24 protein-coding genes are annotated in these 23,214 nt (G+C 73.1%); 8 read left to right on the top strand and 16 right to left on the bottom strand.

The window, feature by feature from the left end:
* Positions 1–16: 16 nt before the first annotated feature.
* Together AC3EUJ_RS20525 and AC3EUJ_RS20520 are read right to left on the bottom strand one after the other, a co-directional pair.
* On the bottom strand, positions 17–1,363 hold the full coding sequence (locus AC3EUJ_RS20525) for an FAD-dependent oxidoreductase (RefSeq protein ID WP_431963386.1): 1,347 nt from the start codon (positions 1,361–1,363) through the stop codon (positions 17–19).
* A gap of 141 nt (positions 1,364–1,504) precedes the next feature.
* Positions 1,505–2,152 carry a DUF305 domain-containing protein gene (locus tag AC3EUJ_RS20520; protein ID WP_431963384.1) on the bottom strand — a complete coding sequence of 216 codons (648 nt, stop codon included), beginning with the start codon at positions 2,150–2,152 and terminating at the stop codon, positions 1,505–1,507.
* A gap of 143 nt (positions 2,153–2,295) precedes the next feature.
* On the opposite strand from AC3EUJ_RS20520, the gene AC3EUJ_RS20515 reads away from it, so the two are divergent.
* The gene (locus AC3EUJ_RS20515) at positions 2,296–3,660 is read left to right on the top strand and encodes an LVIVD repeat-containing protein (protein WP_431963477.1); all 1,365 of its coding nucleotides are present in this window, start codon (positions 2,296–2,298) and stop codon (positions 3,658–3,660) included.
* Here the strand turns inward: AC3EUJ_RS20515 and AC3EUJ_RS20510 are convergent.
* The 7 genes from AC3EUJ_RS20510 to AC3EUJ_RS20480 form a co-directional block, all read right to left on the bottom strand.
* Positions 3,651–4,289 (bottom strand): TetR/AcrR family transcriptional regulator, encoded by a 639-nt coding sequence (locus AC3EUJ_RS20510; RefSeq protein ID WP_431963382.1) that lies wholly within the window; start codon positions 4,287–4,289, stop codon positions 3,651–3,653. The two genes, AC3EUJ_RS20515 and AC3EUJ_RS20510, sit on opposite strands and share 10 nt — an antisense overlap.
* Before the next feature lie 165 nt (positions 4,290–4,454).
* Positions 4,455–5,150 carry an HAD family hydrolase gene (locus tag AC3EUJ_RS20505; protein ID WP_431963380.1) on the bottom strand — a complete coding sequence of 232 codons (696 nt, stop codon included), beginning with the start codon at positions 5,148–5,150 and terminating at the stop codon, positions 4,455–4,457.
* An 84-nt stretch (positions 5,151–5,234) separates the two neighbouring features.
* Complete coding sequence (locus AC3EUJ_RS20500) at positions 5,235–5,768, bottom strand: SMI1/KNR4 family protein (protein ID WP_431963379.1); 534 nt, start codon at positions 5,766–5,768, stop codon at positions 5,235–5,237.
* 136 nt (positions 5,769–5,904) lie between these two features.
* On the bottom strand, positions 5,905–6,615 hold the full coding sequence (locus tag AC3EUJ_RS20495) for a phosphatase PAP2 family protein (protein WP_431963378.1): 711 nt from the start codon (positions 6,613–6,615) through the stop codon (positions 5,905–5,907).
* 10 nt (positions 6,616–6,625) lie between these two features.
* Entirely contained in the window at positions 6,626–7,564 is a 939-nt protein-coding gene (locus AC3EUJ_RS20490) for a M56 family metallopeptidase (protein ID WP_431963376.1), read from the bottom strand.
* A gap of 72 nt (positions 7,565–7,636) precedes the next feature.
* Positions 7,637–8,236 (bottom strand): DUF5134 domain-containing protein, encoded by a 600-nt coding sequence (locus AC3EUJ_RS20485; RefSeq protein ID WP_431963374.1) that lies wholly within the window; start codon positions 8,234–8,236, stop codon positions 7,637–7,639.
* A 103-nt stretch (positions 8,237–8,339) separates the two neighbouring features.
* Positions 8,340–9,245 carry a DMT family transporter gene (locus AC3EUJ_RS20480; protein ID WP_431963372.1) on the bottom strand — a complete coding sequence of 302 codons (906 nt, stop codon included), beginning with the start codon at positions 9,243–9,245 and terminating at the stop codon, positions 8,340–8,342.
* Here AC3EUJ_RS20480 and AC3EUJ_RS20475 point away from each other — a divergent pair.
* Complete coding sequence (locus AC3EUJ_RS20475) at positions 9,244–10,704, top strand: aminotransferase-like domain-containing protein (protein WP_431963370.1); 1,461 nt, start codon at positions 9,244–9,246, stop codon at positions 10,702–10,704. The two genes, AC3EUJ_RS20480 and AC3EUJ_RS20475, sit on opposite strands and share 2 nt — an antisense overlap.
* A gap of 14 nt (positions 10,705–10,718) precedes the next feature.
* Here the strand turns inward: AC3EUJ_RS20475 and AC3EUJ_RS20470 are convergent, their stop codons facing one another.
* A complete protein-coding gene (locus AC3EUJ_RS20470; RefSeq protein ID WP_431963368.1) occupies positions 10,719–11,105 on the bottom strand; it encodes a VOC family protein in 387 nt (128 codons plus the stop codon).
* Positions 11,106–11,155: 50 nt separating this feature from the next.
* Positions 11,156–11,590: a hypothetical protein gene (locus tag AC3EUJ_RS20465; protein WP_431963366.1), complete on the bottom strand. Its 435-nt coding sequence runs from the start codon at positions 11,588–11,590 to the stop codon at positions 11,156–11,158.
* A 145-nt stretch (positions 11,591–11,735) separates the two neighbouring features.
* Between AC3EUJ_RS20465 and AC3EUJ_RS20460 the strand changes: the two genes are divergently transcribed.
* Both AC3EUJ_RS20460 and AC3EUJ_RS20455 read left to right on the top strand, forming a co-directional pair.
* The gene (locus AC3EUJ_RS20460; protein WP_431963364.1) at positions 11,736–12,017 is read left to right on the top strand and encodes a hypothetical protein; all 282 of its coding nucleotides are present in this window, start codon (positions 11,736–11,738) and stop codon (positions 12,015–12,017) included.
* 40 nt (positions 12,018–12,057) lie between these two features.
* Entirely contained in the window at positions 12,058–12,603 is a 546-nt protein-coding gene (locus AC3EUJ_RS20455; RefSeq protein WP_431963362.1) for a GNAT family N-acetyltransferase, read from the top strand.
* A gap of 178 nt (positions 12,604–12,781) precedes the next feature.
* Here the strand turns inward: AC3EUJ_RS20455 and AC3EUJ_RS20450 are convergent, their stop codons facing one another.
* Positions 12,782–13,477 (bottom strand): glycerophosphodiester phosphodiesterase, encoded by a 696-nt coding sequence (locus AC3EUJ_RS20450; protein WP_431963360.1) that lies wholly within the window; start codon positions 13,475–13,477, stop codon positions 12,782–12,784.
* Positions 13,478–13,705: 228 nt separating this feature from the next.
* Between AC3EUJ_RS20450 and AC3EUJ_RS20445 the strand changes: the two genes are divergently transcribed.
* Genes AC3EUJ_RS20445 through AC3EUJ_RS20435 form a run of 3 tightly spaced genes read left to right on the top strand, consistent with a single transcriptional unit; the run spans position 13,706 to position 16,991 of the window.
* On the top strand, positions 13,706–15,124 hold the full coding sequence (locus tag AC3EUJ_RS20445) for a DUF6421 family protein (protein WP_431963358.1): 1,419 nt from the start codon (positions 13,706–13,708) through the stop codon (positions 15,122–15,124).
* Positions 15,125–15,150: 26 nt separating this feature from the next.
* On the top strand, positions 15,151–15,915 hold the full coding sequence (locus tag AC3EUJ_RS20440) for an SDR family oxidoreductase (protein WP_431963475.1): 765 nt from the start codon (positions 15,151–15,153) through the stop codon (positions 15,913–15,915).
* The gene (locus AC3EUJ_RS20435) at positions 15,894–16,991 is read left to right on the top strand and encodes a threonine aldolase family protein (protein ID WP_431963356.1); all 1,098 of its coding nucleotides are present in this window, start codon (positions 15,894–15,896) and stop codon (positions 16,989–16,991) included. The genes AC3EUJ_RS20440 and AC3EUJ_RS20435 overlap by 22 nt, the downstream gene beginning before the upstream one ends.
* A gap of 90 nt (positions 16,992–17,081) precedes the next feature.
* Here AC3EUJ_RS20435 and AC3EUJ_RS20430 read toward each other — a convergent pair whose 3' ends face one another.
* Together AC3EUJ_RS20430 and AC3EUJ_RS20425 are read right to left on the bottom strand one after the other, a co-directional pair.
* The gene (locus AC3EUJ_RS20430; RefSeq protein WP_431963354.1) at positions 17,082–17,351 is read right to left on the bottom strand and encodes a chaplin; all 270 of its coding nucleotides are present in this window, start codon (positions 17,349–17,351) and stop codon (positions 17,082–17,084) included.
* 126 nt (positions 17,352–17,477) lie between these two features.
* Positions 17,478–17,735, bottom strand: a complete 258-nt coding sequence (locus tag AC3EUJ_RS20425; protein ID WP_431963352.1) for a hypothetical protein — start codon at positions 17,733–17,735, stop codon at positions 17,478–17,480.
* 292 nt (positions 17,736–18,027) lie between these two features.
* On the opposite strand from AC3EUJ_RS20425, the gene AC3EUJ_RS20420 reads away from it, so the two are divergent.
* Positions 18,028–19,419, top strand: coding sequence for a C39 family peptidase (locus tag AC3EUJ_RS20420; RefSeq protein ID WP_431963350.1), 1,392 nt, complete (start codon positions 18,028–18,030; stop codon positions 19,417–19,419).
* A gap of 25 nt (positions 19,420–19,444) precedes the next feature.
* Here AC3EUJ_RS20420 and AC3EUJ_RS20415 read toward each other — a convergent pair whose 3' ends face one another.
* Together AC3EUJ_RS20415 and AC3EUJ_RS20410 are read right to left on the bottom strand one after the other, a co-directional pair.
* Positions 19,445–21,370, bottom strand: coding sequence for a M48 family metalloprotease (locus AC3EUJ_RS20415; protein ID WP_431963348.1), 1,926 nt, complete (start codon positions 21,368–21,370; stop codon positions 19,445–19,447).
* An 83-nt stretch (positions 21,371–21,453) separates the two neighbouring features.
* Complete coding sequence (locus AC3EUJ_RS20410) at positions 21,454–23,115, bottom strand: IclR family transcriptional regulator domain-containing protein (protein WP_431963346.1); 1,662 nt, start codon at positions 23,113–23,115, stop codon at positions 21,454–21,456.
* Positions 23,116–23,214 lie beyond the last annotated feature (99 nt).

Raw genomic sequence — 23,214 nt, 5'->3', positions numbered from 1 at the left:
GGGAGTCCCGCGGCTCTCAACCCGTGGGGCGAGCGGCCGCCAACAGCCCTTCCCAGTCTGAGATCTTCACGGTCGAGCGGCCCAGCGACCGTCCCAGCGCCGCCTCGGCGGCCTCGATGGCCTCCCAGCCGGTCCACTCCACCGGGTCCTGCCCCAGCGCCCGCAAGCCCTCGAGCGGATCGGCGGCCGCGGCGCCACGGGCCAGCAGCTCCCGTGCGTCGGCGACCAGGGCCGCCGCCGTCTGCTTGGCGCAGGGTCGGTTGGTGCCGATGACGCCGGTCGGCCCGCGCTTGATCCAGCCGGCCACGTACTCGCCGGGCGACGGCGTGCCGTCGCGCAGCACACGGCCCTGCTCGTTGGGCACGATGCCGAGCCGGTCGTCGAACGGCAGCCCCTTGAGAGGCACGCCGCGGTAACCGACCGACCGCAGCACCAGTCCGGCGTCGATGTCCTCCAGGACGCCGGTGCCCCGCACCCCGCCCTGCCCGTCCGGCGCTGTCCGCTCGAACCGCACCCCCGTCACGCCGTCCTCGCCGAGCACCGCCACCGGCCGCAGGAAGAACCGCAGATGGATGCGGCGGTGCCGGCCCGCCGCGGGCCGGGCGGCCCAGCCGCGCAGCACCTCCACATTGCGCCGGGCGACCGGGACGAGCCCCTGAGGATCAGCGTACGCGGGGTCGAGCGCCAGCTCATCGGGGCGGACGAGGACGTCCGCGTCGGGCAGGTCGCCGAGCTCGCGCAGCTCCTTGGTGGTGAACTTCGCCTGCGAGGGCCCGCGCCGCCCCACCATGTGCACGTCCGTGATCCGGCTGTCCGCCAGGGCCCGCAGCACTCCCTCGGGCACATCGGTGTGCCGCAGCTCCCCGGCCCCGCGAGCCAGGATGCGGGCCACGTCGACGGCCACGTTGCCGACCCCGATGACGACCGCGGAGCGGGCGTGCAGCGGGAAGCCGTCGGGAGCCTCGTCCGGGTGGGCGCTGTACCAGGAGACGAAGTGGGTGGCCGCGCAACTGCCGGGCAGGTCCTCGCCGGGGACCCCCAGGCGGCGGTCCGTCGCGGCGCCGACGCAGTACACCACCGCGTGGTACAGCCCCAGCAGCGCTCGCGGCGACAGACCGGGACCGCCGACCGTCACATTGCCCAGGAAGCGGATCCGTGGGTCCTCCAGGACCCGCCGCAACGTGCCCTGCAGAGACTTGATCTTCTCGTGGTCGGGGGCGACCCCGTACCGGACCAGCCCGTACGGGCAGGGCAGCCGGTCCAGCACATCGACGGCGACGTCCGGCACCGATTCCTGACGGGTCAGCGCCTCGGCCGTGTACACCCCGCTGGGACCTGATCCGACCACTGCCACACGCAGCACGGGCGCCTCCCTTCGGCGAGGGCTGAATTGACCTCGGCGGCCCGTTCGTCGCCCGGAACGGGCGGGATGGGCGGCCATGTCCAGCATCGCACCGAGTGACCACCCGGGGGAGGGCACCGGAGCGTGTCGCGGTGCCGGATGTCAGCCCATGGCGCGCATCCGGGCGATCTCGGCGCTCTGCTGGGCGATCACCTCGTTCGCCCACTCGCCGACCTGGACGTTGCGGCCGTGTGTGAGCTCGTCGGTGGCCATCGTCACCGCTCCGCGGTGGTGGGCGATCATCAGGCGCAGGAACTGCCGGTCGAACTCCTTGCCGCGCGCCTCGCGCAGGGCCGCCAGCTGCGCCGCGGTGGCCATCCCGGGCATCGAGGCGTGGTCGTGGCCGTGAGCGGTGCCGTGGGAGCCGCCGTTGGTCTTGAGCCAGGCCTCCATGGTGTCGATCTCCGGGCCCTGCGCGGCGTCGATGCGTGCGGCGAGTCCCCGGACCCGCTGGTCCCAGGCGTGGCTGTCGGCGAGGGCGGTCATGACAAGCGCCTGCTGGTGGTGGGCGATCATGTTCGTCACGTAGGCGAGGTCCGCCGCGTTCGGGGAGTCGTCGGGCAGGGCCTTCGCCGCCTCGTCCCTGGAGAGAGTGGTGGCCTTCTCCCCCGGTGCGCCCGGCGCGATGACCGAGGGCGCGGGGGGCGCGGAGTTACTCCCGGAACCACCGTCGCAGCTGGTCAGGGTGAGGACTAAGGAGGCGGCGAGGGCCAGCAGGGGCGGCGTCGTTACGCGATGCGAAGAAAACACCAGTGCATTGTCATCTTTTGACGCGCGCATGAGAAGGGCCATACTGCCGGGGTCCGCATGAAGTTCAATCGCGAACGGATACAAGGGAGGACGCGGTGAAGCGCTTACGTACAGCCCTCGCTCGCCCGGGACGACTGGCGGCCCTGGCGGCTGCGGCCGTCACGCTGCTCGGACTGGCGGTTCCGGCCCCCGCCACGGCCGACGGGAGCATCCCGGGTGTCGACGAGGTCGTCACGAGCGCCAACGTCGACCACCTGGTCAACATACCCAAGCAATCCCTCGCGGGATTCAACACCGACCTGGCGTTCCAGGGCAGATACGCCTTCGCGGGCAACTACGACGGCTTCGTCATCTACGACATCAGCCGTCCCACCAGTCCCAAGGTGGTCAGCCAGGTGCTGTGCCCCGGATCCCAGAACGACATCTCGGTCTCCGGGAACCTGCTGGTCCTGTCCACCGACTCCTCGCGCTCCGACAACTCCTGCGCGAGCACGAGCCAGTCCGCCGCCGAGAAGTCCTCCTGGGAGGGCATCAAGGTCTTCGACATCAGCGACAAGGCCAACCCGCGCTATGTCGCCGCCGTGGAGACCGCCTGCGGCTCGCACACGCACACCCTCGTTCCGGGCAAGCGCGACCTGTTCGTCTATGTGTCCTCCTACTCGCCCAGCGCGTCCTTCCCGGACTGCCAGCCGCCGCACGACGGCATCTCCGTGGTGAAGATCCCCCGCAGCCACCCGGAGAAGGCGGCCGTGACGGCCTTCCCCGTGCTCTTCCCCGACGGCGGCAACCCGGGCGTCCCGCCCACCGACACCCAGGCCCGGGTCAGTGAGACCACCGGCTGCCACGACATCACCGCGTTCCCGAAGCTGCGGCTAGCGGCCGGCGCCTGCATGGGCGACGGCATCCTGATGGACATCTCCGACCCCGAACGTCCGAAGGTCCTCGACCGGGTCCAGGACAACGTCAACTTCTCGTTCTGGCACTCGGCGACCTTCAACGAGAGCGGCACCAAGGTCGTCTTCACCGACGAACTGGGCGGTGGCGGCGGCGCCGAGTGCAACACCGCGATCGGTCCGCAGCGCGGTGCCGACGGCATCTACGACATCGTCCGCAAGCACGGCAAGGTCGACCTCGTCTTCCGCAACTACTACAAGATCCCGCGCCACCAGGCCGACACCGAGAACTGCGTGGCCCACAACGGGTCGCTCATCCCCGCCAAGGGCCGCGACATCATGGTCCAGGCGTGGTACCAAGGCGGCGTCTCCGTGTGGGACTTCACCGACTCCGCGCACCCCAAGGAGATCGGCTACTTCGAGCGCGGGCCCATCTCGGCCGACACCCTGACCCTCGGCGGCTCCTGGAGCGCCTACTACTACAACGGCTACATCTACTCGAACGACATCGCCAAGGGCTTCGACGTCCTCAGGATCTCCGACCGGCGCACCGACAGCGCCCGGGGCGTCCGGATAGCCGAGCTCAACGTCCAGACCCAGCCCGACTACCGCTGAGCGGTCCCGGGCAACGGCGTTCCGCCGGGCGGCAGGTCGCCCGGCGGAACGCCGAGTTCCCAGGGCAGGCCGTACCGCTGGAACATGTCGGCCCGCAGCCGCGGCAGCGGCATCGCCGCGCCCGGGATCAACTGTGCGAACACCCCGCCCATGAGCAGGGCCCGCAGCATGCGGTAGTCCTGCTCGGGGTCGGTCGAGCCCCAGGCCCGTATGGCGCCCAGCAGCAGTTCGGCCAGGCGCTGCCGTTCCTCGCACTCGCTGAACCCCTCCGTCTGGAGGATCCCGGCCATGTGCGCCCGCATGACGACCGGATGGTGCACGGGCAGCGCCAGGACGGCGTCGATCGCCCGGGCCAGTGTCTCGCGGCCGTCGGCGGGGCCGGGTTCCCGCTCAAGCGCCGCGGCCAGCTCGGTGTGCATCAGCCGGTGGGCCGCCGACTGCAGCAGCAGCCGCTTGCCGGGGAAGTAGTACGACACCAGACCGCGCGCCGCCCCGGCGCGGTCGGCGATGTCCCCGAGCGTCGTGGCCTCGAACCCGCGCTCCTCCACCAGTTCGACCGTCGCCTGCAGCAGACGCTCCCGAGAACGCCGGCGCATCGCTTCATTGACTGACGGTCGCCGAGGGGACATGCTTTACTCCTGCGTTGACTGGCTGAGAGCCAATATACTCAGAGCGGACCCCGTGTGAGTGGCATGCTCATGCGGGCGACGGGGGTGAGGTGCACGTACCCGGCGGCGCGGGGGACCGCCGGGTACCGCACTCGGTACCTCCCGGCCCGCGCCCTCACGCCCCCGTCACGCGATCAGCTCCAGCACCGGCAGCAACCCCGACGGCCGCTGCTCCACGGGCAGATGGTCCACCAGGTGCAGCGTGCAGCCCAGCGCCGCCGCCCCGCCGTCCGCACGCCGGTCGTCCCCGACCATCGCGACCCGCTCCGGCGGCAGGCCCAGCCCCTCGCACGCGATCCGGAACAGCCGCGGGTCCGGCTTCTGGATGCCGTGCTCGAAGCTCAGGACGAAGACGTCCACCAGCCCGTCGAGTCCGTGCGCGCGGAACACCGGCCGCAGGTCCCAACCGATGTTGCTCACCACCGCCACCGGCACGCCCCGGCGCCGCAACTCCTCCAGCACCTCCACTGTGTCCGGGTACGGTGACCAGGCGGCGGGCTCCATGTGCCGTTCGTAAAGCGCCGCGTGGACATCCCCCCACGGCAGCTCCACCTCCCGCGCCAGCGCGGTGAACGCCGCGCGGTGGTGCTCCGCCGACAGGTCCCTTTCCCGGTACAGCCGCTCCAGCCGTACCGGCACCCGCTCGGGCGCCGCCCCGCCCGGAAGCCCTCCGGCCCGCTCCAGCCGCTCCGCGTACGTCGCCAGCTCCTCCTCGCCGGGGGTGATCCCCCTCCGCTCCAGCACGGCGCCCAGCCAGCGGCGGGCGGGCTCGGCCCGCAGCAGGGTCCCGGAGAAGTCGAACATGCATCCCTTGATGGTCATGTCCGCCATCCTCCCCGCCCCGGCCGCCGCTACGCGGTGCACCCCGCCCTGCCGCGCGGTCCTCGCCGCGCCGGGCCCACCGGGTCAGGAGACGTCGAACCAGGGCTTGCCGGCCGCCCAGTGCCCGACCCACCCGGCGAACCCCGCGTCGAACGGGCAGGCGCCCTCACCGGTGATGTTCCATATGCGGCCGCGCTGCGGTCCGGTGACGACCAGGTGCCAGTACATGCCGCAGCCGTCCGTGCCCAGCACGATCGAGCCGTGGTCGAACACGTGGGCACGGAGCGGCGCGAGTTCCTCCTCGGGCCGGTCGTCGTCCTCCCGGAGCCACGCCGACGTCAGCGGGAAGGGGCGGCTGAGGTCACGCTCGGGACGCTCGTCGCCCCAGTCGTCCGGCAACTCCTCCAATGCCACGAGCCCGAAGTCGGGAGGCCCCTGGAAGGACCCGTCGGTAATCTCGGCGACGAGCGTCCGGTAGGGCTCGGGCAGGACGACACCGTGCCGCGCCTCGAACGCGCGGACGGCCTCCCAGCCGAGCGCCGATCCGTCGCCGTGGCCGACGTCGAAGGCCGCCCGGAGCGCGGCGAGGTCCTCGGGGGACGCGTGTTCGGTGTCCATGCCGACCATGGACACCAGCCGGTACCGACAGCGCGGGAGGGCAGTATGCGGGCTGCCCCGATCTGCCCTGAACTCGCATCAACTCCCGGCCCCGGCCGACGTGGCCGCCGACGTCACCGCGGGACCGTCCGGCGTCTCACGAGGACGCCCCGTCCGGTTCCCCGGCGCCCGTGCGCCATGGTTCGCAGAGCGCCGCCGTGCCGGCGAGGACGGCCGCCGCCGGCAGCCAGCCGCCCAGGACGTCGGAGGGCCAGTGGACGCCGAGGTAGACGCGTGTGAAGCCGACACCGGCGACCGACACGAAGGCGACGGCGCAGGCGGCCACGCGCCAGGGTGACCGGGCCGGAACGCGGAGCAGCAGCAGCCACAGCAGGGCGCCGCAGACGAGCGCGGCGGTCATCGCGTGGCCGGAGGGGAACGCCGCGTACCCGGCCGAGTCGACGGGATCCGGCCAGTGCGGGCGTTCCCGGCCGACGAGGGCCTTGGTGGCCTGCTGGAGGACCAAGCCGAGGGTGCCGGCCAGCAGCAGCCACACGGCCTGGCGGTTCTCGCGCCGCACGAGCAGCCACACCACGGCCGCGAGCAGCAGCAGACGCATCGTCAGTGGATCCCAGACCCAGTCGGTGAGGACGCGGTTGAGCCGGGTCCAGCCGGAGTGCCGTACCGCGACGGCGTGCAGGGCCACCGCGATGCGGCGGTCGGCGGCCAGCAGCGGCCCCCAGTGCGCCACGACGAGTCCGAGCAGCAGCAGGAAGGCGGCGGAGGCAGCCGCGCACTGGCTCAGGCACGCGGTGCGCAGGGCGCGGTCGGCGTCCCGGACGTCGGAGGGCGCGGGCGGGGCATGCATGCAGCCGAGGCTACGTGAGTGCGCCGATTCCCGGGCCGAAGGCCACGAGCAACGGCACGACCGGGATCAGCAGCGCGCACGCGGACGCCCGGGCGCGGCCGAGGCGGGTGAGGCGGGGCGCGGGGTCCAGCAGCCGGTTGACGCGCACCGGGACCTGCGCGCCCGGTGCCGGGCAGGGGCCGAACACGCCGCGGTCCTCGTTGAGTTCCACCAGGGCCAGGGCCGTGGTGAGCCGCCCGAAGCGGCGTGAGGCGATGTCGTCGGCGGCGAGTTCGACGAGCCGGTGCACCTGGTCGCGGAACGCGGCGAAGACCGGCACCTGGGGGAAGCCCGAGGCCAGCGCGCCGGCGCAGTGCAGGAGGACGTCGTGCCGGGCCCGCGCGTGGCCCTGCTCGTGGGCGAGAACGGAGTCGAGCTGACGTCCCTTCAGTCGGCGCAGCGCGGCCGTGGTGATGACCAGTTGCGGTCGCGGCCCGGTCAGCCACCAGGCGTCCGGGCGGTCGCTCTCCAGGACGACCAGCCGCTCGTCCGAGGCGGCGGCCTCGCCGGGCAGCCGCGGCGAGCGGGCCCGCAGTTCGGCGCGGCGCGTCCGCTGCCGCGCGCGGGCCCTGCGGACCTCGCGGGCGAGCATGGCCGCCGTCCAGGCACCGCCGCAGGCCAGCAGGGCCGCCAGGTAACCCGCCCACGGGCCGTAACCGGGTAGCTCGTACGCGTCGACGACGTCATGGGGAGCGAGGGCGAACAGCCCTTCGCGCAGCCAGGTCCACGTGGCGGAGGCGCTGAGTGCCATGGCCAGGAACAGGCACAGCAGGACCGCGCCGACCACGCACTGCCAGACCCACAGGGCCAGCACCGGTTCCCGCTCGGGCCAGACGGCGTGGGTGAGCAGGCGCGGGGCCGTGGCGGCCGCCACCGCACCGAGCAGGAGCAGCACGAGCGGGACGGTCATGCCGCCACACTATGAGTGCGTCACTCCGCACGGGTACGGTCTTCTACGGGAAAGTGACGCGCCTCACTGCCGTCACAGGGTGAGGAGCATCGCGAACATCCCTATCGCCATGGACACGCGGCACGCCGACGCCAGTTCGGGCGCGTGCGCCACCGGCACGACGCCTCCCGCGGCCACCGAACCGGTCGCCGTCACGGTGGCGGGGGCCGACACCAGGCGGACGCCCGCCGCCAGGACGTATAGCGCGAAGTACGCCAGCAGCAGCCCGGTCGCCGCGGGCGTGCCCGCCTGGGCGTGACCGGCGTGGGCCGTGCCCCCTGCGGCACCCGCGGTACCCGCCTCGGCCATGGCCACCGCCATGTAGACCATCGCCCCCGCGCCGACCGCGTGGTGCAGATGGTGCGCGCCGTGCCGGGCCAGCAGCAGCGCGCGCACCGCGGCCGCGCCGAAGACCAGGCCGAAGGCCGCGGCGGCCCACTGTGGCGGGTCGAGGACCGAGACCGGCACCGCCATCACGGCCATGCCCATCCCCATCAGCGCCTCGGCACGCGCCATCCGGCGCACGTCGGGCCCGGTGCCCGGACACCCGCGTCGGGTGCGGGACAGGCAGTACGCCCCCGTGGCGGCGCCGAGCACCACGAGCAGCCAGGCCACCAGCGGCGGTCCGTGCATGAGCGGCCCTCCTTCGGCTCCTGCCCGGAGGATGCCCGGGCCCTGCGGCGCACACTCCAGCGCACGGGCGTACCGGGGGAGCGCGGCGGGGCTGTCACCGGCCTCAGCCGCGGGCCCTTTGGGTGACGGCCACGCAGACGAGGACCGCCAGAGCCGCGGGCGCGGTCAGCGCGCCCAGGTCCTCGCCGAGCAGCGCGGCCGCCCAGACCAGCGTCAGCAACGGCTGGGCGAGTTGCAACTGGCTGGCACGCGCCACGCCGATGGCGGCCATGCCCCGGTACCAGACCATCAGCCCGAGGAACTGGGACACCACCGAGACCCAGAGCAGCCCCGCCACCGCCTGCCCGCCGGGGTGCAGGGGCTCGAGCGTGAGCGCCACCGCCGCCGCGGGCACCGTCAGGGGGAGCGCGCCGACCAGCGCCCACCCGATGACCTGCCAGCCCGGCATGACCGAGGCCAGCCGCCCGCCCTCGACGTAACCGGCGGCGCAGACCAGCAGCGACGCGAAGAGGAAGAGGTCACCCGTGGTCAGGGCGCCGCCGCCCTGCCACAGGGCGAAGCCCGCCACGACCGCCCCGCCCGCGACGGCGGCCGACCAGAACAGCCTCGAGGGCCGAGTCCCGACGCGTACGGCGGCCAGCACGGCGGTGACCAGCGGCAGCGCCCCCACGACGACGGCGGCGTGCGAGGTGTCCGTGGTGCGCAGCGCCAGGGTGGTCAGCAGGGGGAAGCCCAGGACGACGCCGAGCGCCACGACCGCGAGCCCCGCCCAGTGCCGGCGGTCGGGCAGCGGCACCCGCGCCGCCGCGAGGCACGCGGCCGCCACGGCCGCCGCCAGCACGCCCCGGACGGTCGTGGCCGTCCAGGGGCCGAACCCCATGAGTGCCCACTGCGTCGCGGGAAAGGTCAGCGAGAAGGCGGCGACGCCCAGCCCGGCGAGTGCGGTGCCGCCCGTACGGCCGCCGACCGCTATCGGCGGAGCTGCAGTAGCGCTATTCTGTGCTGTCATGAACAACGGTAGCAGTTCCGGAAATCTCGCGGAAGCCCTGCGCGATGAGCTTCAGTGCTACTCGCCAGGCGAGAAGCTGCCGTCAAGCCGTGTCCTTGTCGAGCGTTTCGGCGTCAGCCCGGTCACGGTCTCGCGCGCACTCGCCGCCCTCGCCGCCGAGGGGCTGCTCGTCACCCGCCCCGGCGCGGGCGCCTACCGTGCCCAGCGTGCCGCCGGCGGCCCGCGTGCCGTCGACACCTCCTGGCAGCAGGTCGCGCTCACCGTGGAGGAACAGCACGGCGAATCCGTGCCCAGGGTCGTCGACGCCTCCGGCGTGACCGCCAGCCTCGCCGTCCCCCCGCCCGGGGTCATCGCTTTCAACGGCGGCTATCTGCACCCCTCGCTCCAGCCGGGACAGGCCCTCGGGGCCGCGCTCGCCCGGGCCGCCCGCCGCCCCGGCGCCTGGGAGATGCCCCCGCTGGAGGGTCTGACGGCGCTGCGCGCCTGGTTCGCCCGCGAGGCGGGCGGCCCCGGCGGCGCCCTCGGCCCCGCCAACGTGCTGGTCACCGCGGGCGGCCAGGCCGCGCTCACCACCGCCCTGCGCGCGCTCGCCCCGCCGGGCTCGCCGGTGCTGGTCGAGTCGCCGACGTACCCCGGCGCCATGGCCGTCGCCCGCGCGGCCGGACTGCGTCCCGTGCCCGTCCCGGTGGACGACGACGGCGTACGCCCCGACCTGCTCGCCGACGCCTTCGCCGCCACCGGCGCACGGGTCTTCTTCTGCCAGCCGCTCTTCCAGAACCCCACCGGCGCCGTCCTCGCCGCCGACCGCCGCCGGCGGATCACCGAGATCACCCACGCCGCCGGGGCCTTCCTCGTCGAGGACGACTTCGCCCGGCGCCTCGGCCACGGCGCCGAGCCACCTCCGCCCCTGGTCGCGGACGATCCGTACGGCACCGTCGTCCACGTCACCTCGCTGACCAAGCCCACCTCGCCCAGCCTGCGCGTCGGCGCGCTCGTCGCCCGCGGCCCGGTCATGGAGCGGTTGCGCGCCATCCAGATCGTCGACAGCTTCTTCGTGCCGCGCCCCCTCCAGGAGGCGACCCTCGAACTCGTCGGCGCCCCTGCCTGGCCCCGCCATCTGCGCGCCGCCTCCGCGGGCCTGCGCAACCGCCGCGACGCGATGCTCTCCGCGCTTCACCGCGAACTGCCGGGCCTGGCCGAGGCCTTCCGTGTCCCCGTCGGCGGCTACCAGCTCTGGCTCCGGCTCCCGGACGGCACGGACGAGTCCGCCCTCGCCGCCGCCTCGCTGCGCGCCGGCACCGCCGTCGCCCCCGGCCGTCCCTACTTCGCCGCCGAGGCCCCGGCCCCGTACATCCGCCTGAGCTTCGCCGACACCAGCGGCACCGAGGAGATCGCCGAGGGCGTCCGCCGGTTCGCCGTGGCCTGCGCCGAGACCGGTGTGGCAGGAGCGGACCGATGAGCGGGACCCAGGTCCTACGGCCGGTACCGCAGCGGGTGATCCGCGGGGACCTCCACCACGCAGATCCGCACGCCGTCGGGGTCCTCGATCCACATCTCGACGAGCCCCCACGGCTCCCGCACGGGCTCCCGCACGACGCGGACCCCGCGTCCGGCGAACCGCCGGTGGCACTCCGCCACGTCCTCGACCTGAAGCCAGAGCTGGAGTCCCGGGGCGGGCGGCCCGTCGGCGTGCCCCGAGACCTCCAGGAAGCCTCCGCCCAGGAAGAACACGGTGCCGCGCTCCTCCCAGGGCCCGAACTCGCGGTAGACCGCCAGACCCAGGTCGTCCTGGTAGAAGGCGCGGGACCTTTCCAGATCCGTCGGCCGGAGCAGGATCCTGCTGCTCAATACGTTCGTCACGGGCCCGAAGCTACCCACGCGACGCCGGGAAAACCGGCTGACACGGCGCCTCAGGCTGCGCGAGGCTGCCCCGCATGGACCACGGACCCGGCGCGATCGCCCCACTGCTGCGGATCTGCACCGGCTGCGGCGCCGAGGCCGGCTATCACGCCGGCGTGTGCGTCATCGACGGCGTCCTGCACTGCGGTGTGGAGGGTGCCTGCGAGGCCTGCGGGTCCGGCGAGGTGGAGTGCGGGCGCGACGAGGTCCCCGCGCACGTCAGCGCCGCCCTGATCGCCGCCCACGGCGAGGTGGTGCTGCGCGGCGAGTCGCTGCCCGGCGCCGCGGGCGCGCGTGCGCTCAAGACGGTCCGCGAGGTTTTCGGCGTGCCGCTCGCCGAGGTCCGCGGACGGTTGCGCGCGCTCGCCGGGGGAGGGCGAGCGGGGCACGGAGCCGCAGACGGCGCTGCTGGCCGCCCGCCTGAGGAAGGGCGGGTTCGCCGTCACGCTGGAGGCCGGTCAGCCGCCCACGGGCGAGGAGCGCTCCGTGCCCACCGCGCCAGGGCATCGCTGGCCCGCCAATCCGGCGGCCCACGGCCACCCCGTTTATGCCGCCGCGCCCGCCCGCGTCGGCCGCGGCAGGGGCCGTCAGGTGCGACTCGTCCCGGGGAGCCTGCCCGAGGAGTTGCGCGAACCGCTCGCGGACTACCTCGCAGGGGGCCGGATCCTCGTGATCGCCGTGAGCCACGCCCCGGATCCCCTGGCCGAGGGGCCGTACGAGTACGTCCGCCCCGGGCGGGCCACCGACGGCACCTGGACGTGGGACCTGGCCTGGGAGCAGGGGGTCCGGCGGCGCGGCTGCGCGCCGCCCGAGGAGTTCGTGCGGCATGTGGAGGCCAGGGGCTTCGTGCCGCCTCCCGGCACGACCGGCTAGCCTCGGATCGAGCCGCCGCCGCAGAGAGGACGCCCTCGCCATGGAGACCGCGCAGCCCGTCGCCCGCCCCGTCTTCCGTACCGCCACCCGGGAGGACGTCCCCGCGCTCGTCGCGCTGATCGAGTCGGCGTACCGCGGCGAGTCCAGCCGCACCGGGTGGACGACGGAGGCGGACCTGCTGGAGGGGCAGCGCACCGACTCCGAGGGCGTGGCGGCCGTCATCGAGGGCGACCGCAGCCTGATCCTCGCGGTCGAGTCGGACGGCGCCGTCGTGGCCTGCTGCCAGCTGGAGAACCGCGACGGGCATGCCTACTTCGGCATGTTCGCCGTGCGCCCGGCCCTGCAGGGCGGCGGCATGGGCAAGCTGCTGCTCGCCGAGGCGGAGCGCCTGGCCCGTGAGGAGTGGGCGGCGGACGAGATGCACATGACCGTGATCACCCAGCGCGAGGACCTGATCGCCTGGTACGTGCGTCGCGGCTACGCGCGGACCGGGCGCACCAGCCCCTTCCCGTACGGCGACGCGCGGTTCGGACTTCCCACGCGCGACGACCTCGCCTTCGAGCTGCTGGTCAAGAAGCTCGGCTGACGGCCGCCTCAGAGCCGGCCGGCCTCTTCGATCCGCGACAGGAAGCGCCGGGTGCGCTCGTGCGCCGGCGGGGGCGCCGAAGACGTCGGCGGTGCCGCGGTCGGGCACCACGCCTTGGTGACCGGGTCCCGCATGCCGGACCGAACGGCTGTGTCGGACGTGTTGCGGGGCCGGCGGGTCACCAGTCGGTGAGACCGCCCTCGACCGCCCGCTTGACGGCCGGCATGTCGGTGACGACGCCGTCCAGGCCGAGGGCCCGCGACAGCGCGAGGTCGGCGGGGGTGTTCACGGTCCAGGCGATCACCGAGATGCCCGCGCGATGGCACTCCTGCACCAGCGCCAGGCTGATCCGCCGCAGGCTCAGGCTGACGAGCTTCGCGCCGACCGCGTGGGCCCGGGTGACGATCTCCGAGCCCATGGGGCCCTGGGCGACCAGCACGGTGCGGACGTCGGGCAGGCGCTCGCGGATCTCGGCGAGCGCCTCGTCGTGGAAGGACAGCACGTCGACGCGCTCGACCAGGTCGCGTTGGCGGATCAGCTCGGCCAGCACGCGGGCCGCGGCGACGTCCTTGATCTCGGCCTGGATCGGCTTGCCGACCGCGTCCAGCACCTCCTCGAACACCGGGATCCGCTCGCCGTGGCCCGCGTCCAGCTCGCGGAGCTCGTCCAGGGTGAGGTCGCCGATCAGCCCGGAGCCATCCGTGGTGCGGTCGACCTTCACGTCGTGCATGACGATCAGGGCACCGTCCTTGCTGAGGTGCAGGTCGAGCTCGATCTGGTCCATGTCCTCACGTTCGGCGCGGACGAAGGAACGGAGGGTGTTCTCGGGCTCGACGCCCATGACACCGCGGTGGCCGACGGTGAGAAAGCTCAAAGGGGAATCGCTTCCGTGCTGGGTGCTGCGGGTGATCGGCGGACACCGGCAGCCTAACGGCCCCTTGCGGCGCAAGGCCGAACGCCGAATGAACGGCGCGGCCGCCCACAGGAAGATCCTCGGTCCGGGACCCTTTCAGCGGAAGAATCTCCTCCGGCTCCACTTGAACGGGAGAAGCTGCCGTATATACGGTGAGCCGACAAGAGGTTCTTCAGCGAAGGAGGGGTCATGACGGAAATTCTGTCGCCGGTAGCGGCATCGATGGACAGCGCAGCCACCAGCGAGACCGGTGTGTCCGGCGGCGGCATTGTCCGGCACCCGGCGTGGGCGGTCCTGAAGCAGGCGGTGGAGGAGATCCGCCCCTGGCAGAGCAAGGACGGCTCGATCGACTTCTCCGCGGAGGGCGCGCCCGAGCGCACCGCCGTCGAGAGCGCACTGGAGCGCGTGGTCCGCGCCGTCGAGGACCTCTCCCCGCTCGTACCGCACGACAAGGCCTACCACGAGGCCCTGGTCGTGGACCTGCGCCGCTGGGCCGAGGGCGGCTTCGCGGTGCCCGACTTCCTCGACTCGCTGCTGACCTTCCACCCGGCGGCCGACCGCCAGGACGGGCTGGAGCACCTCGTGGTGTTCCCGATGTACACGCAGAACGGCAACCCGGACCGCAACCTGGAGGCCGTCGCGCTGCGCGTGGTCTGGCCGGAGTGGCTGTCCGAGCTGGAGCGCACCCGCTACGACAACCCCCTCTTCGTGCCGATCACCTTCGAGGACTTCACCCCCGGGTACGACACGAACTCCGCGGTGCTCTTCCCCGAGACCGTCGCCGTCCGCGAGGCGCCCGAGCGCTTCACCTGGGGCGGCATCTTCTGCGACCGTGAGGCCGCCCGCTTCCGCGCCGTGAGCCGCGCCGCCGTGGACACCCTGGGCCTGGAGCTCCCCGAGGACGCCGTCGAGCTCCTCGGCGACCAGGACCTCAGCCAGCAGACCTTCACGCTGTGGGACATGATCCACGACCGCACGCACAGCCACGGCGACCTGCCCTTCGACCCCTTCATGATCAAGCAGCGGCAGCCGTTCTGGATGTACGGTCTGGAGGAGCTGCGCTGCGACCTCACGACCTTCAAGGAGGCCGTGAAGCTGGAGGCCGAGGGCCACGGCATGGGCCGCTACGTCCAGTACGCGATCCTCTTCGACCGGCTCTTCCGCTTCCCCGTCACCGGCGACCGCGTCCGCAACTACGACGGCCTCGGCGGCCAGCTGCTCTTCGCCTACCTGCACAAGCACGACGCCGTACGCTGGACGGACAACAAGCTCCACATCGACTGGCAGCGCGCCCCGCAGGTGACCAACCAGCTGTGCGCCGAGATCGAGACGCTGTACCGGGACGGCATCGACCGACCCAAGCTCGTGCACTGGTTCGCCGCCTACGACCTCGTCGCGGGCTACCTCTCGCCGCACCCCGGTTCGGTCTGGGCCAAGGGTCCGGAGGCCCTGGACCTCGACCAGCCGCCGCGCAAGCTCGTGGACGACGTGCTGCCGGACGAGTTTCCGCTCAGCATGTTCTACGAGGCCCTGGCCAAGAAGCTGCGTGATGTGATCGCCTCGACCAAGGGCATCACGGCCCACGGCACGGGCCAGGTGGCCGCGTGACCGATTCAGGCGAGGAGGCGGCGGAGATGACGGAAGCCAACGAGGCGGCCAGGGGACCCCTGGCCGGAGCCGTGATCGCGGTGGCGGGAGCCGGTGGCCCCGCCGGACGCGCGACACTGCAGCGGCTCGCCCGTGCCGGCGCCTGGGTCATCGCGGCGGACGCCAACGCGGAGCGGCTCGCCGAGGCCGTGGACCTGGCCCGCTTCGACGCCGGCGGCGCCGGGATCACGGGTGACATCGTCGACCTGCTGGACCTGGAGGCCACCCGTGAGTGGGCGGGCCGTATCGAGAAGGAGCACGGGCGCATCGACGGCATGGTCCACCTGGTCGGGGGCTGGCGCGGTTCGGCCTCCTTCCCGGAGACGGACCTCGCGGACTGGGACTTCCTGGAGAAGCTGCTGATCCGCACCGTCCAGCACACCTCGCTGGCCTTCCACGACGGCCTGCTCTCCAGCCCCTTCGGGCGCTATGTGCTGATCAGCGCCGCCGGGGCCTCCCAGCCCACCGCGGGCAACGCGGCGTACGCCGCGGCCAAGGCCGCCGCCGAGGCCTGGACTCTGGCGATGGGCGACTCCTTCCGCAAGCTCGCGGGGGAGCAGGGCCCGACCGCCGCCGCCACCGTCCTGGTGATCAAGGCGCTGGTGCACGAGCAGATGCGCAAGGAGCGCCCGAACGCCAAGTTCGCCGGCTTCACCGATGTGACCGACCTGGCCGACGCCATCGCCGACGTATGGACCCGGCCCGCCGAGGAAGTGAACGGAACCCGCCAGTGGCTGACACCCCGCCCGTGACCGCACACCCGACCGACGCGGTCCGGCACCACGACCCCGAGGTCCGGGGCTTCGCCAGCGACAACTACGCGGGCGTCCACCCCGAGGTGCTGGCGGCGGTCGCGCTCGCCAACGGCGGCCACCAGGTCGCCTACGGTGAGGACGAGTACACCGCCCATCTGCAGGAGGTCTTCCGCGGCCACTTCGGCCCGCGGGCCGAGGCCTTCCCGGTTTTCAACGGCACCGGCGCGAACGTCGTGGCCCTCCAGGCGCTGACCGAGCGCTGGGGCGCGGTGATCTGCGCCGCCTCCGCCCACATCAATGTGGACGAGGGCGGCGCCCCGGAGCGGATGGGCGGCCTCAAGCTGCTCACCGTGCCCACCCCGGACGGCAAGCTCACCCCCGAGCTGATCGACCGGGAGGCCTGGGGCTTCGACGACGAGCACCGCGCGCAGCCGCAGGTCGTCTCCATCACGCAGTCCACCGAACTGGGCACCTGCTACACGCCCGAGGAGATCCGCGCGATCTGCGACCACGCCCACGAGCGGGGCCTGGCCGTGCACCTCGACGGCTCGCGGATCGCCAACGCCGCGGCCACCCTCGGGGTGCCGCTACGCGAGTTCACCACCGACGCCGGTGTGGACGTGCTCTCCTTCGGCGGCACCAAGAACGGGCTGCTGCTGGGCGAGTGCGTCGTGGTGCTGAACCCGGAGCGGGTGCGGGCCATGAAGCACCTGCGGAAGCTGTCCATGCAGCTGGCCTCGAAGATGCGCTTCGTCTCGGTGCAGTTCGAGGCGCTGCTCGCCGGTGACCTGTGGCTGCGCAGCGCCGGCCACGCCAACGCGATGGCCAGGCGCCTGGAGACGGCCGTCCGCGCCGTCGAGGGCGTCGCCGTCGTCCACCCCGTCCAGGCCAACGCGGTCTTCGCGCGGTTGCCGCGAGAGGTCAGCGAACGGCTGCAGAAGCGTTACCGCTTCTACTTCTGGGACGAGTCGACCGGCGAGGTGCGCTGGATGTGCTCGTTCGACACGACCGAGGAGGACGTGGATTCCTTCGCGGCGGCGCTGGCCGAGGAAATGGCCGCCCATTCCGGCTGAATCCGCCTTCTCCGCAAAGCCCGAGGGGCGTACGGGATTTCCCGTACGCCCCTCGGTGCGTCATTCCGTGCCCCTCGTGGGGGCGCCGTCTCACGCGTTGACGCAGGCGTTGCCGAACGCGGGGTTGTGCAGCGCGAAGATGTTGACGGTGTTGCCGCACAGGTTGATCGGCACGCTGACCGGAACCTGGATGACGTTGCCGCTGGCCACGCCGGGTGAGCCGACGGCATCTGCCTGCGCCGAGGCACCGCCGTGGTCGTAGCCGCGACCGTGGTCGGTCGCGCCGGCGGCGCCTGCGGCACCCAGCACGGTGGCGCCGGCGACAGCGGTCAGGGCCGCGGCCTTCGCGATGCGCATCATTCGTTCTCCTTTTGGAAGATCGCTCTGTGGACCCTGCTCAACGACCCGTGGCGGGGCCGGATGTGGAAATCCACCCGTTCGGCTCTTGCGTCAACCGCGCAAACGTCACCGACTCGTACGGGGAGGTCATTCCGGTCTCGTAGAGCAGACCGACCGTGCCGTCACCGAGTTCGACGGGGCGGTGGCCTCGCGGTTGCGCACGACCGCCGGGATGCGGAAGGCGTGGTACTTCTCCGTCCCGGACCTGAAGGCCACCGACGTCGGGCGGGCCGCCGGGAGCGGCGCGGCCGCATCGCCCGCGGTCGCCTGCCATCCGGCGCCGCCGTTGGCCGGCAGGGCGAGGCCGGCCGGCGTACGTCTGCCCTTGGCGGCGGCGAGTGGCATCGGCCATTCCTCCGGGGGCCGCGTCAGGTCGGCCGGCGGCGCCACATTCTCATCGGGCCGCCCGCGACGCGGCATGACACTCCGTTCGACGCTTTTTCGGTAGTTCAATATGACTAATTGGGCCGAAACGGCGGCGATATGCTTGACGGTTCCCCGGGTCCCGCCTTTCTCTGTGTCAGAGGTATCGACCAATGAATGTGCCCGGATCCTTTCGGGAGTGCTGGTCGAAAGGCCCGCGTGGAGCGATAGTTGTGCACCTGTCGTCCATGCCCATGACAGGGGGACACCCGCCATGACCCGACCGACCCCGCGTCGTACGGTGCTGGCCGCCGCCATCGCGGCAGCCGCGGCGACGACCGCCCCGCGGTCCTTCGCCGCGTCCGCCGAGGACGTGTGCGACCTGGCCGACGACGTGGCCGGCAGGCCGGGCGCCCACGACGGCGACGCGGCCGCGGTGGACTACCGAGCCTGGACCCGGTGGGCCGACTGGTACCGCGGGCGGGACTCCGGCACCGGCGTCGTGCCCGGTCCGCGCCCCGGTGTGGCCATCGTGCGTCCCACCGGCACCATGGAGTACACCGACCCGCACACCGGGATCACCGCCACGTGGGAGTGCGCCACCTGGACCTCCCCCGAGCACACCCCCCGGCATCCGGCGACCGAGATCGTCGCCTCGTGGAACGCCCGCACCCCTCCCGGCACCTGGATCCAGGTCGAGTCGCGCGCCACGTACACCGACGGCAACCGGTCCCCCTGGTACGTGATGGGCCGCTGGGCCTCGGGCGACGCCGACATCAAGCGCACCTCGGTCGACGACCAGAGCGACGGCAGGACCAGCGTCTGGACCGACACCCTCGCCGTCGACGACCCCGCCTCGGGCCTGCGGCTCGCCTCGTACCGCCTGCGGCTCACCCTGCTGCGCACCCCCGGCTCCCGGGTCACCCCCACCGTGTGGCGTCTCGGCGCCATGGCCTCCGACGTCCCGGACCGCTTCACGGTGCCGGCGTCCGTGCCGGGCGTGGGACGAGGGATCGAACTGCCCGTGCCGCGTTACTCGCAGGAGATCCACAAGGGGCAGTACCCGCAGTACGACAACGGCGGCGAGGCCTGGTGCAGCCCCACGGGCTCCCAGATGGTCATCGAGTACTGGGGTCGCAAGCCGACCGCCGCCGACCTGGCCTGGGTCGACCCCTCCTACGCCGACCCCCAGGTCGACCACGCCGCCCGCCACACCTACGACAGCCAGTACGAGGGCTGCGGCAACTGGCCGTTCAACGCGGCCTACGCGGCCACTTACCGGGACATGGTCGGCGTCATCACCCGGCTGCGCAGCCTGGACGACGTCGAACTACTGATCAGTGCCGGAATCCCGGTGATAACGTCCCAGTCCTTCCTCGCCGCGGAGCTGGACGGAGCGGGGTACGGGACCTCCGGGCACCTGATGTGCGTCATCGGTTTCACCGCCGACGGCGACGTCATCGCCAACGACCCCGCGAGCCCCGACGACGCCTCGGTGCGCCGCGTCTACAAGCGGTCGCAGTTCGAGACCATCTGGCTCAGGACGAAGCGCTACACCGCCGACGGGCGATTGCGCAGCGGCACGGGCGGCGTCTGCTACCTGTACTGGCCCCTGCGCCCCGCCGGCGGTCAGGCGCGGGCCCTGCGGCGCATCGGGGTGTTCTAAGGCGCGCTGGGGGACCCGGCCGGCTTCAGCGCGCGGGAGCGGGCGTGAGCGGCACCACCAGATCGGACACCCTCGGGACCGGCCGCAGCGAGATGCTGATGCCCGGAACGGGAAGCAGGGACGGAACGTACGTCGGGTAGTACGAGGGGTAGGCCGTCCGCCAGTTCCACAGCGGCGGGTTGGGGTTCGGGGAGGGGAACAGGGCCTGGCAGTCCGGGGCGCCGTCGACGTAGGGGCAGCGGATCCCGGGCGGGGGCTTCGTCTCGTCGCCGCCGCCCGCCACCCCCACGAGGATCCCGACGAGGACGGCGGCGCCGATCGTCACCAGACCGAAACGGGTCTGGCGCTTCCTCTGCTCCTCCGCGTCGGGGTCCACCACGGTCGTGAACCGCCATCCCTGGAACGACGTCTCCTTCGCGTCGTCCGGGTCCTCTTCCAGCCACGGATGCGCCGGGTCGGGCGGCCCCGAGCGGTCGGGGTCCACGTCCAGGAGCCTCAGGTGCAGCCGCAACCGGCCCAGTTCGGGCGGCTCGGAGAGGGCCTCCGCGACGAGCACGCGCAGCCCGTCGTCGGCCAGGCCCTCACACACCAGGCGGGTGCCGCCGCCCCACAGCGGGACCCAGGAGGCCCGCCCCTCCCTGAGCAAGGTGTGGCCCACCAGCCCGTGGAGCGCCTCCGCCAGTTCCTCGCGGGTGCCGCCGAACTCCCGGGCCAGCGGCTCCGTGCCGTCCTCGGCGAGCACACGCAGTACGGTGTCCAGCCCTGGTAGACGCTCCCCGGTCGCGCGGGAGGCGGCGCGCAGCAGGCCCCAGGCGCGCGTGCCCGCCACGCGGTTGGCCGAGAGTTCGGTCCAGCGCTCCCACGGGACGGTCGTCAGGCTGTGGGCCGACGGACCGCGCAGTTCCTCGACCACGCGTCCCACGTCCTCGGGGAGCAGCCGGAGCGCACCCGCCCCGTCGTCCTCCCCGGGCGGCACGTCGAGTTCCGCGAGGCGGCGCAGCCGGAGACCGAGCGGCGGGTGCGAGTCGCGCCGGCCCGGCCGGGTGCGGTCCTCCTCCACCGGCACGCGCCGGACGCCCAGTTCGCCGAGGAGCGAACGGAACGCCAGATAGGGGTTGTCGGGGTGCATCCCCACCAGGGCTGCCGGATCGAGCCACTCCCGCTGGAACCTCCGCCACGCCGAAGCGGTGCCGTGCGTGGCTCGCAGCGCCGACGCCGTCACCTCGCTCCCGGCCAGGCGCGCGGCTGTGCGGTCCGCCTCCAGTTCCTGGTGGCGTCGCACCGCGAAGGTGAGCCGGCGGAAGACCAGCGCGTACAGCCGCACGGAGCCGCGCACCACGAGGTGCGGGAGCGAGAACCACCACCTCCTGCCGGAGTCCCACTCACCGAGCGTCGTGGCCAGCGCCACGTCGCACCGGTACGCGACCGCGCCGAAACGTGTGTGGCGGTGGGAGAAGTGGCCGAACTCGTGGGCCAGCACAGCCCTCAGCTCCGCGTGGGTGAGGCTCGCCAGCAGGGGCAGGCCCAAGTGGAGTCGCCGCTGCCCGGACAGCAGGCCCAGCGCGGCCCCGTCCTCGGACACGGAGGCGTTGGCGTCCCCGGTCAGCAGCAGTACGTCCGGCGGGCGCGCGCCGGCCCGCCAGGCGATGCCGGTGGCCAACTCCCACAGCCCGGGTGCCTCTTCGCGCGTGACCGGTAGCGCATCGGTCCGCGGGGGCGCCGACCGGGTGATCGCGCCCAGCCCCTGGACCATGCTCAGCAGCAGCGGGACGGCGGCCGCCGCGACGACGACCCCGCGTATGGCCAGATCGGCCTGGCCGTCACGGGCCGCGAGCAGGAAGAGGCCGAGCAGTCCCAGCACGCCGAGCCCGAGCCCGCCGATCAGCACGACCAGCCCCGCCAGCAGCACGATCGCCAGCAGCGCCCGTAACGACGCCCATACCGTGCTCATCGCCCACCCCCCCCGCGAGTCCCCCCTCGTCCCTCGATGATGCCCGCTCGCGGACGCCATGGACCACTTGTCCACAGGCCCCCTCAGCCGGCCGGTACGCGCGCGTAACGGCCGACCACGCAGAGGTCGTCGCCGATGCGCGCGGCCGCCTCCCGGAGCGGTGGCAGCAGTTCGGAGCGGGACACCTCCACGGAGCGGCGGCTGGCGTGCATGGAGACGTTGATCGCGGCCACCACCCGGCCGCCGCGGTCTCGGACGGGGACGGCGATGGACCGCAGACCCTCCTCCAGTTCCTCGCTGACCAGGGCGTGCCCCTCGGCGGCGACCTGGCCGAGGACATGGGCCAGGCGCGGTGCGTCCGTGACGGTGTACCGGGTCAGCCGCGTGAAGTCGGTGCGCGCGAGGTGCGCCTCGCGCTCACGCTCGGGCAGTCCCGCCAGCAGAACGCGCCCCATCGCGGTCGCGTACGCGGGGAAGCGGGTGCCGACCGTGATGTTGACACTCATGATGCGGACGGTCGGGACGCGCGCCACGTACTGGATGTCCTCGCCGGACAGCACCGCCATCGACGCGGAGTCGTGCACCGCCTCCACCAGTTCGATCAGATGGGGCTGGGCGATCTCGGGGAGCGTCAGCCGTGACAGGTGGGCGCAGCCCAGCTCCAGCACGTGCGGCGTGAGCCGGAAGAGGCGGTCCTCGGAGGCGACGTAGCCCAGGTGCTCCAGGGTGATCAGGGAGCGCCGCGCGGTGGCGCGGGCCAGCCCGGTGGCCTCGGCTACGGCGGTGAGCGGGAGTTCGGCCCGGCCCTCGCCGAAGGCGGTGAGCACGGCCAGCCCGCGGGCCAGGGACTCCACGAACTCAGGCCCGAGTTCCTGCTTGGAGGCCCGTGTCCAGGCGGCGGGCGAAGCACCGGCGGGGGAGGGGGCGGCCACGTCGGCGGGCCGTGCGAGGGCGTCCTCCATGGCCGCGACCGTCTCCCGCAGCCGGGGCAGCACGGCCTCGCGCAGCGAGTCGGCGCTGTGCCTGCTGGTGTGGCTGACCACGCTCACCGCGCACACCGGCTGCCCGGCGGTGTCCCGTACGGGCACGGCGATGGCGAGCAGTCCCGGCTCGATCAGCTGGTCGTCCACCGACCAGCCGTGGGCGCGGGCGGCGGCGACCCGCTCCTGGAAGGAGGCGGCGGCTTCCCCGCGCCCGCGCGGCAGCGCGGGGAAGCCGGTGTCCAGCGGGTCCGCCGCGCGGCGCCGGTGCCAGCGCTGCCAGTCCGCGTCGTCCCAGTCGCCGGCGAACAGCGCCCCGGGGGCGCCGCGTTCGGCCGGCAGCTGGTCACCGATGCGGAAGGTCAGGGACATCGCGCGGCGCCGGGTCGCCTGGTGGACGAAGCGGACCCCGTCGCCGTCCGGCACGGCGATGGACACGGACTCGTCCAGACCGTCCGCGAGGGCTTCGGCGAGCGGTCCCAGCAGGTCGGGGAAGCGGCTGGCGGCGAGGTAGGCGTTGCCGATCTCCATCAGCCGGGGGGCGAGGACGGCGTCCCGGCCCTCGACCCGCAGATACCCGGTGCGGACGAGCGTGCTGACCACCCGGTCCACCGTGGACCGCGCCAGACCGGTGGCGCGCACGAGGTCGCCGACCGAGCGCCGGCCGTCGGCCGCGGCCAGCTCGCGCAGCACCGCCAGCCCCCGGACCAGGGGGCCGACGGCCTCCCGCGGCGGGGGAGCGGTCGCGGTGGTCAGCGGTGTCATCAGCACTCCAGCATGGCGAAAGGTCGTCGAAACCGTACCGCCCCGCAACGTTGACACAGCGGGCGCCCGGGGATCAGACTCGGGTGGCAAAAATTGTGA

It is taken from the genome of Actinacidiphila sp. bgisy160, from assembly GCF_057707815.1.
Note: the sequence above shows the minus strand (reverse complement) of the source record. Positions and strands in the feature narration are given on the sequence as shown.

What these genes read in the sequence shown, in the direction of transcription:
- AC3EUJ_RS20510 (WP_431963382.1), bottom strand. Translation starts at nt 4,289, where the DNA reads ATGTCCCCTCGGCGACCGTCAGTCAATGAAGCGATGCGCCGGCGTTCT.
- AC3EUJ_RS20505 (WP_431963380.1), bottom strand. Translation starts at nt 5,150, where the DNA reads ATGACCATCAAGGGATGCATGTTCGACTTCTCCGGGACCCTGCTGCGG.
- AC3EUJ_RS20500 (WP_431963379.1), bottom strand. Translation starts at nt 5,768, where the DNA reads ATGGACACCGAACACGCGTCCCCCGAGGACCTCGCCGCGCTCCGGGCG.
- AC3EUJ_RS20495 (WP_431963378.1), bottom strand. Translation starts at nt 6,615, where the DNA reads ATGCATGCCCCGCCCGCGCCCTCCGACGTCCGGGACGCCGACCGCGCC.
- AC3EUJ_RS20490 (WP_431963376.1), bottom strand. Translation starts at nt 7,564, where the DNA reads ATGACCGTCCCGCTCGTGCTGCTCCTGCTCGGTGCGGTGGCGGCCGCC.
- AC3EUJ_RS20485 (WP_431963374.1), bottom strand. Translation starts at nt 8,236, where the DNA reads ATGCACGGACCGCCGCTGGTGGCCTGGCTGCTCGTGGTGCTCGGCGCC.
- AC3EUJ_RS20475 (WP_431963370.1), top strand. Translation starts at nt 9,244, where the DNA reads ATGAACAACGGTAGCAGTTCCGGAAATCTCGCGGAAGCCCTGCGCGAT.
- AC3EUJ_RS20480 (WP_431963372.1), bottom strand. Translation starts at nt 9,245, where the DNA reads ATGACAGCACAGAATAGCGCTACTGCAGCTCCGCCGATAGCGGTCGGC.
- AC3EUJ_RS20455 (WP_431963362.1), top strand. Translation starts at nt 12,058, where the DNA reads ATGGAGACCGCGCAGCCCGTCGCCCGCCCCGTCTTCCGTACCGCCACC.
- AC3EUJ_RS20445 (WP_431963358.1), top strand. Translation starts at nt 13,706, where the DNA reads ATGACGGAAATTCTGTCGCCGGTAGCGGCATCGATGGACAGCGCAGCC.
- AC3EUJ_RS20440 (WP_431963475.1), top strand. Translation starts at nt 15,151, where the DNA reads ATGACGGAAGCCAACGAGGCGGCCAGGGGACCCCTGGCCGGAGCCGTG.
- AC3EUJ_RS20430 (WP_431963354.1), bottom strand. Translation starts at nt 17,351, where the DNA reads ATGATGCGCATCGCGAAGGCCGCGGCCCTGACCGCTGTCGCCGGCGCC.
- AC3EUJ_RS20425 (WP_431963352.1), bottom strand. Translation starts at nt 17,735, where the DNA reads ATGCCACTCGCCGCCGCCAAGGGCAGACGTACGCCGGCCGGCCTCGCC.
- AC3EUJ_RS20420 (WP_431963350.1), top strand. Translation starts at nt 18,028, where the DNA reads ATGACCCGACCGACCCCGCGTCGTACGGTGCTGGCCGCCGCCATCGCG.
- AC3EUJ_RS20415 (WP_431963348.1), bottom strand. Translation starts at nt 21,370, where the DNA reads ATGAGCACGGTATGGGCGTCGTTACGGGCGCTGCTGGCGATCGTGCTG.
- AC3EUJ_RS20410 (WP_431963346.1), bottom strand. Translation starts at nt 23,115, where the DNA reads ATGACACCGCTGACCACCGCGACCGCTCCCCCGCCGCGGGAGGCCGTC.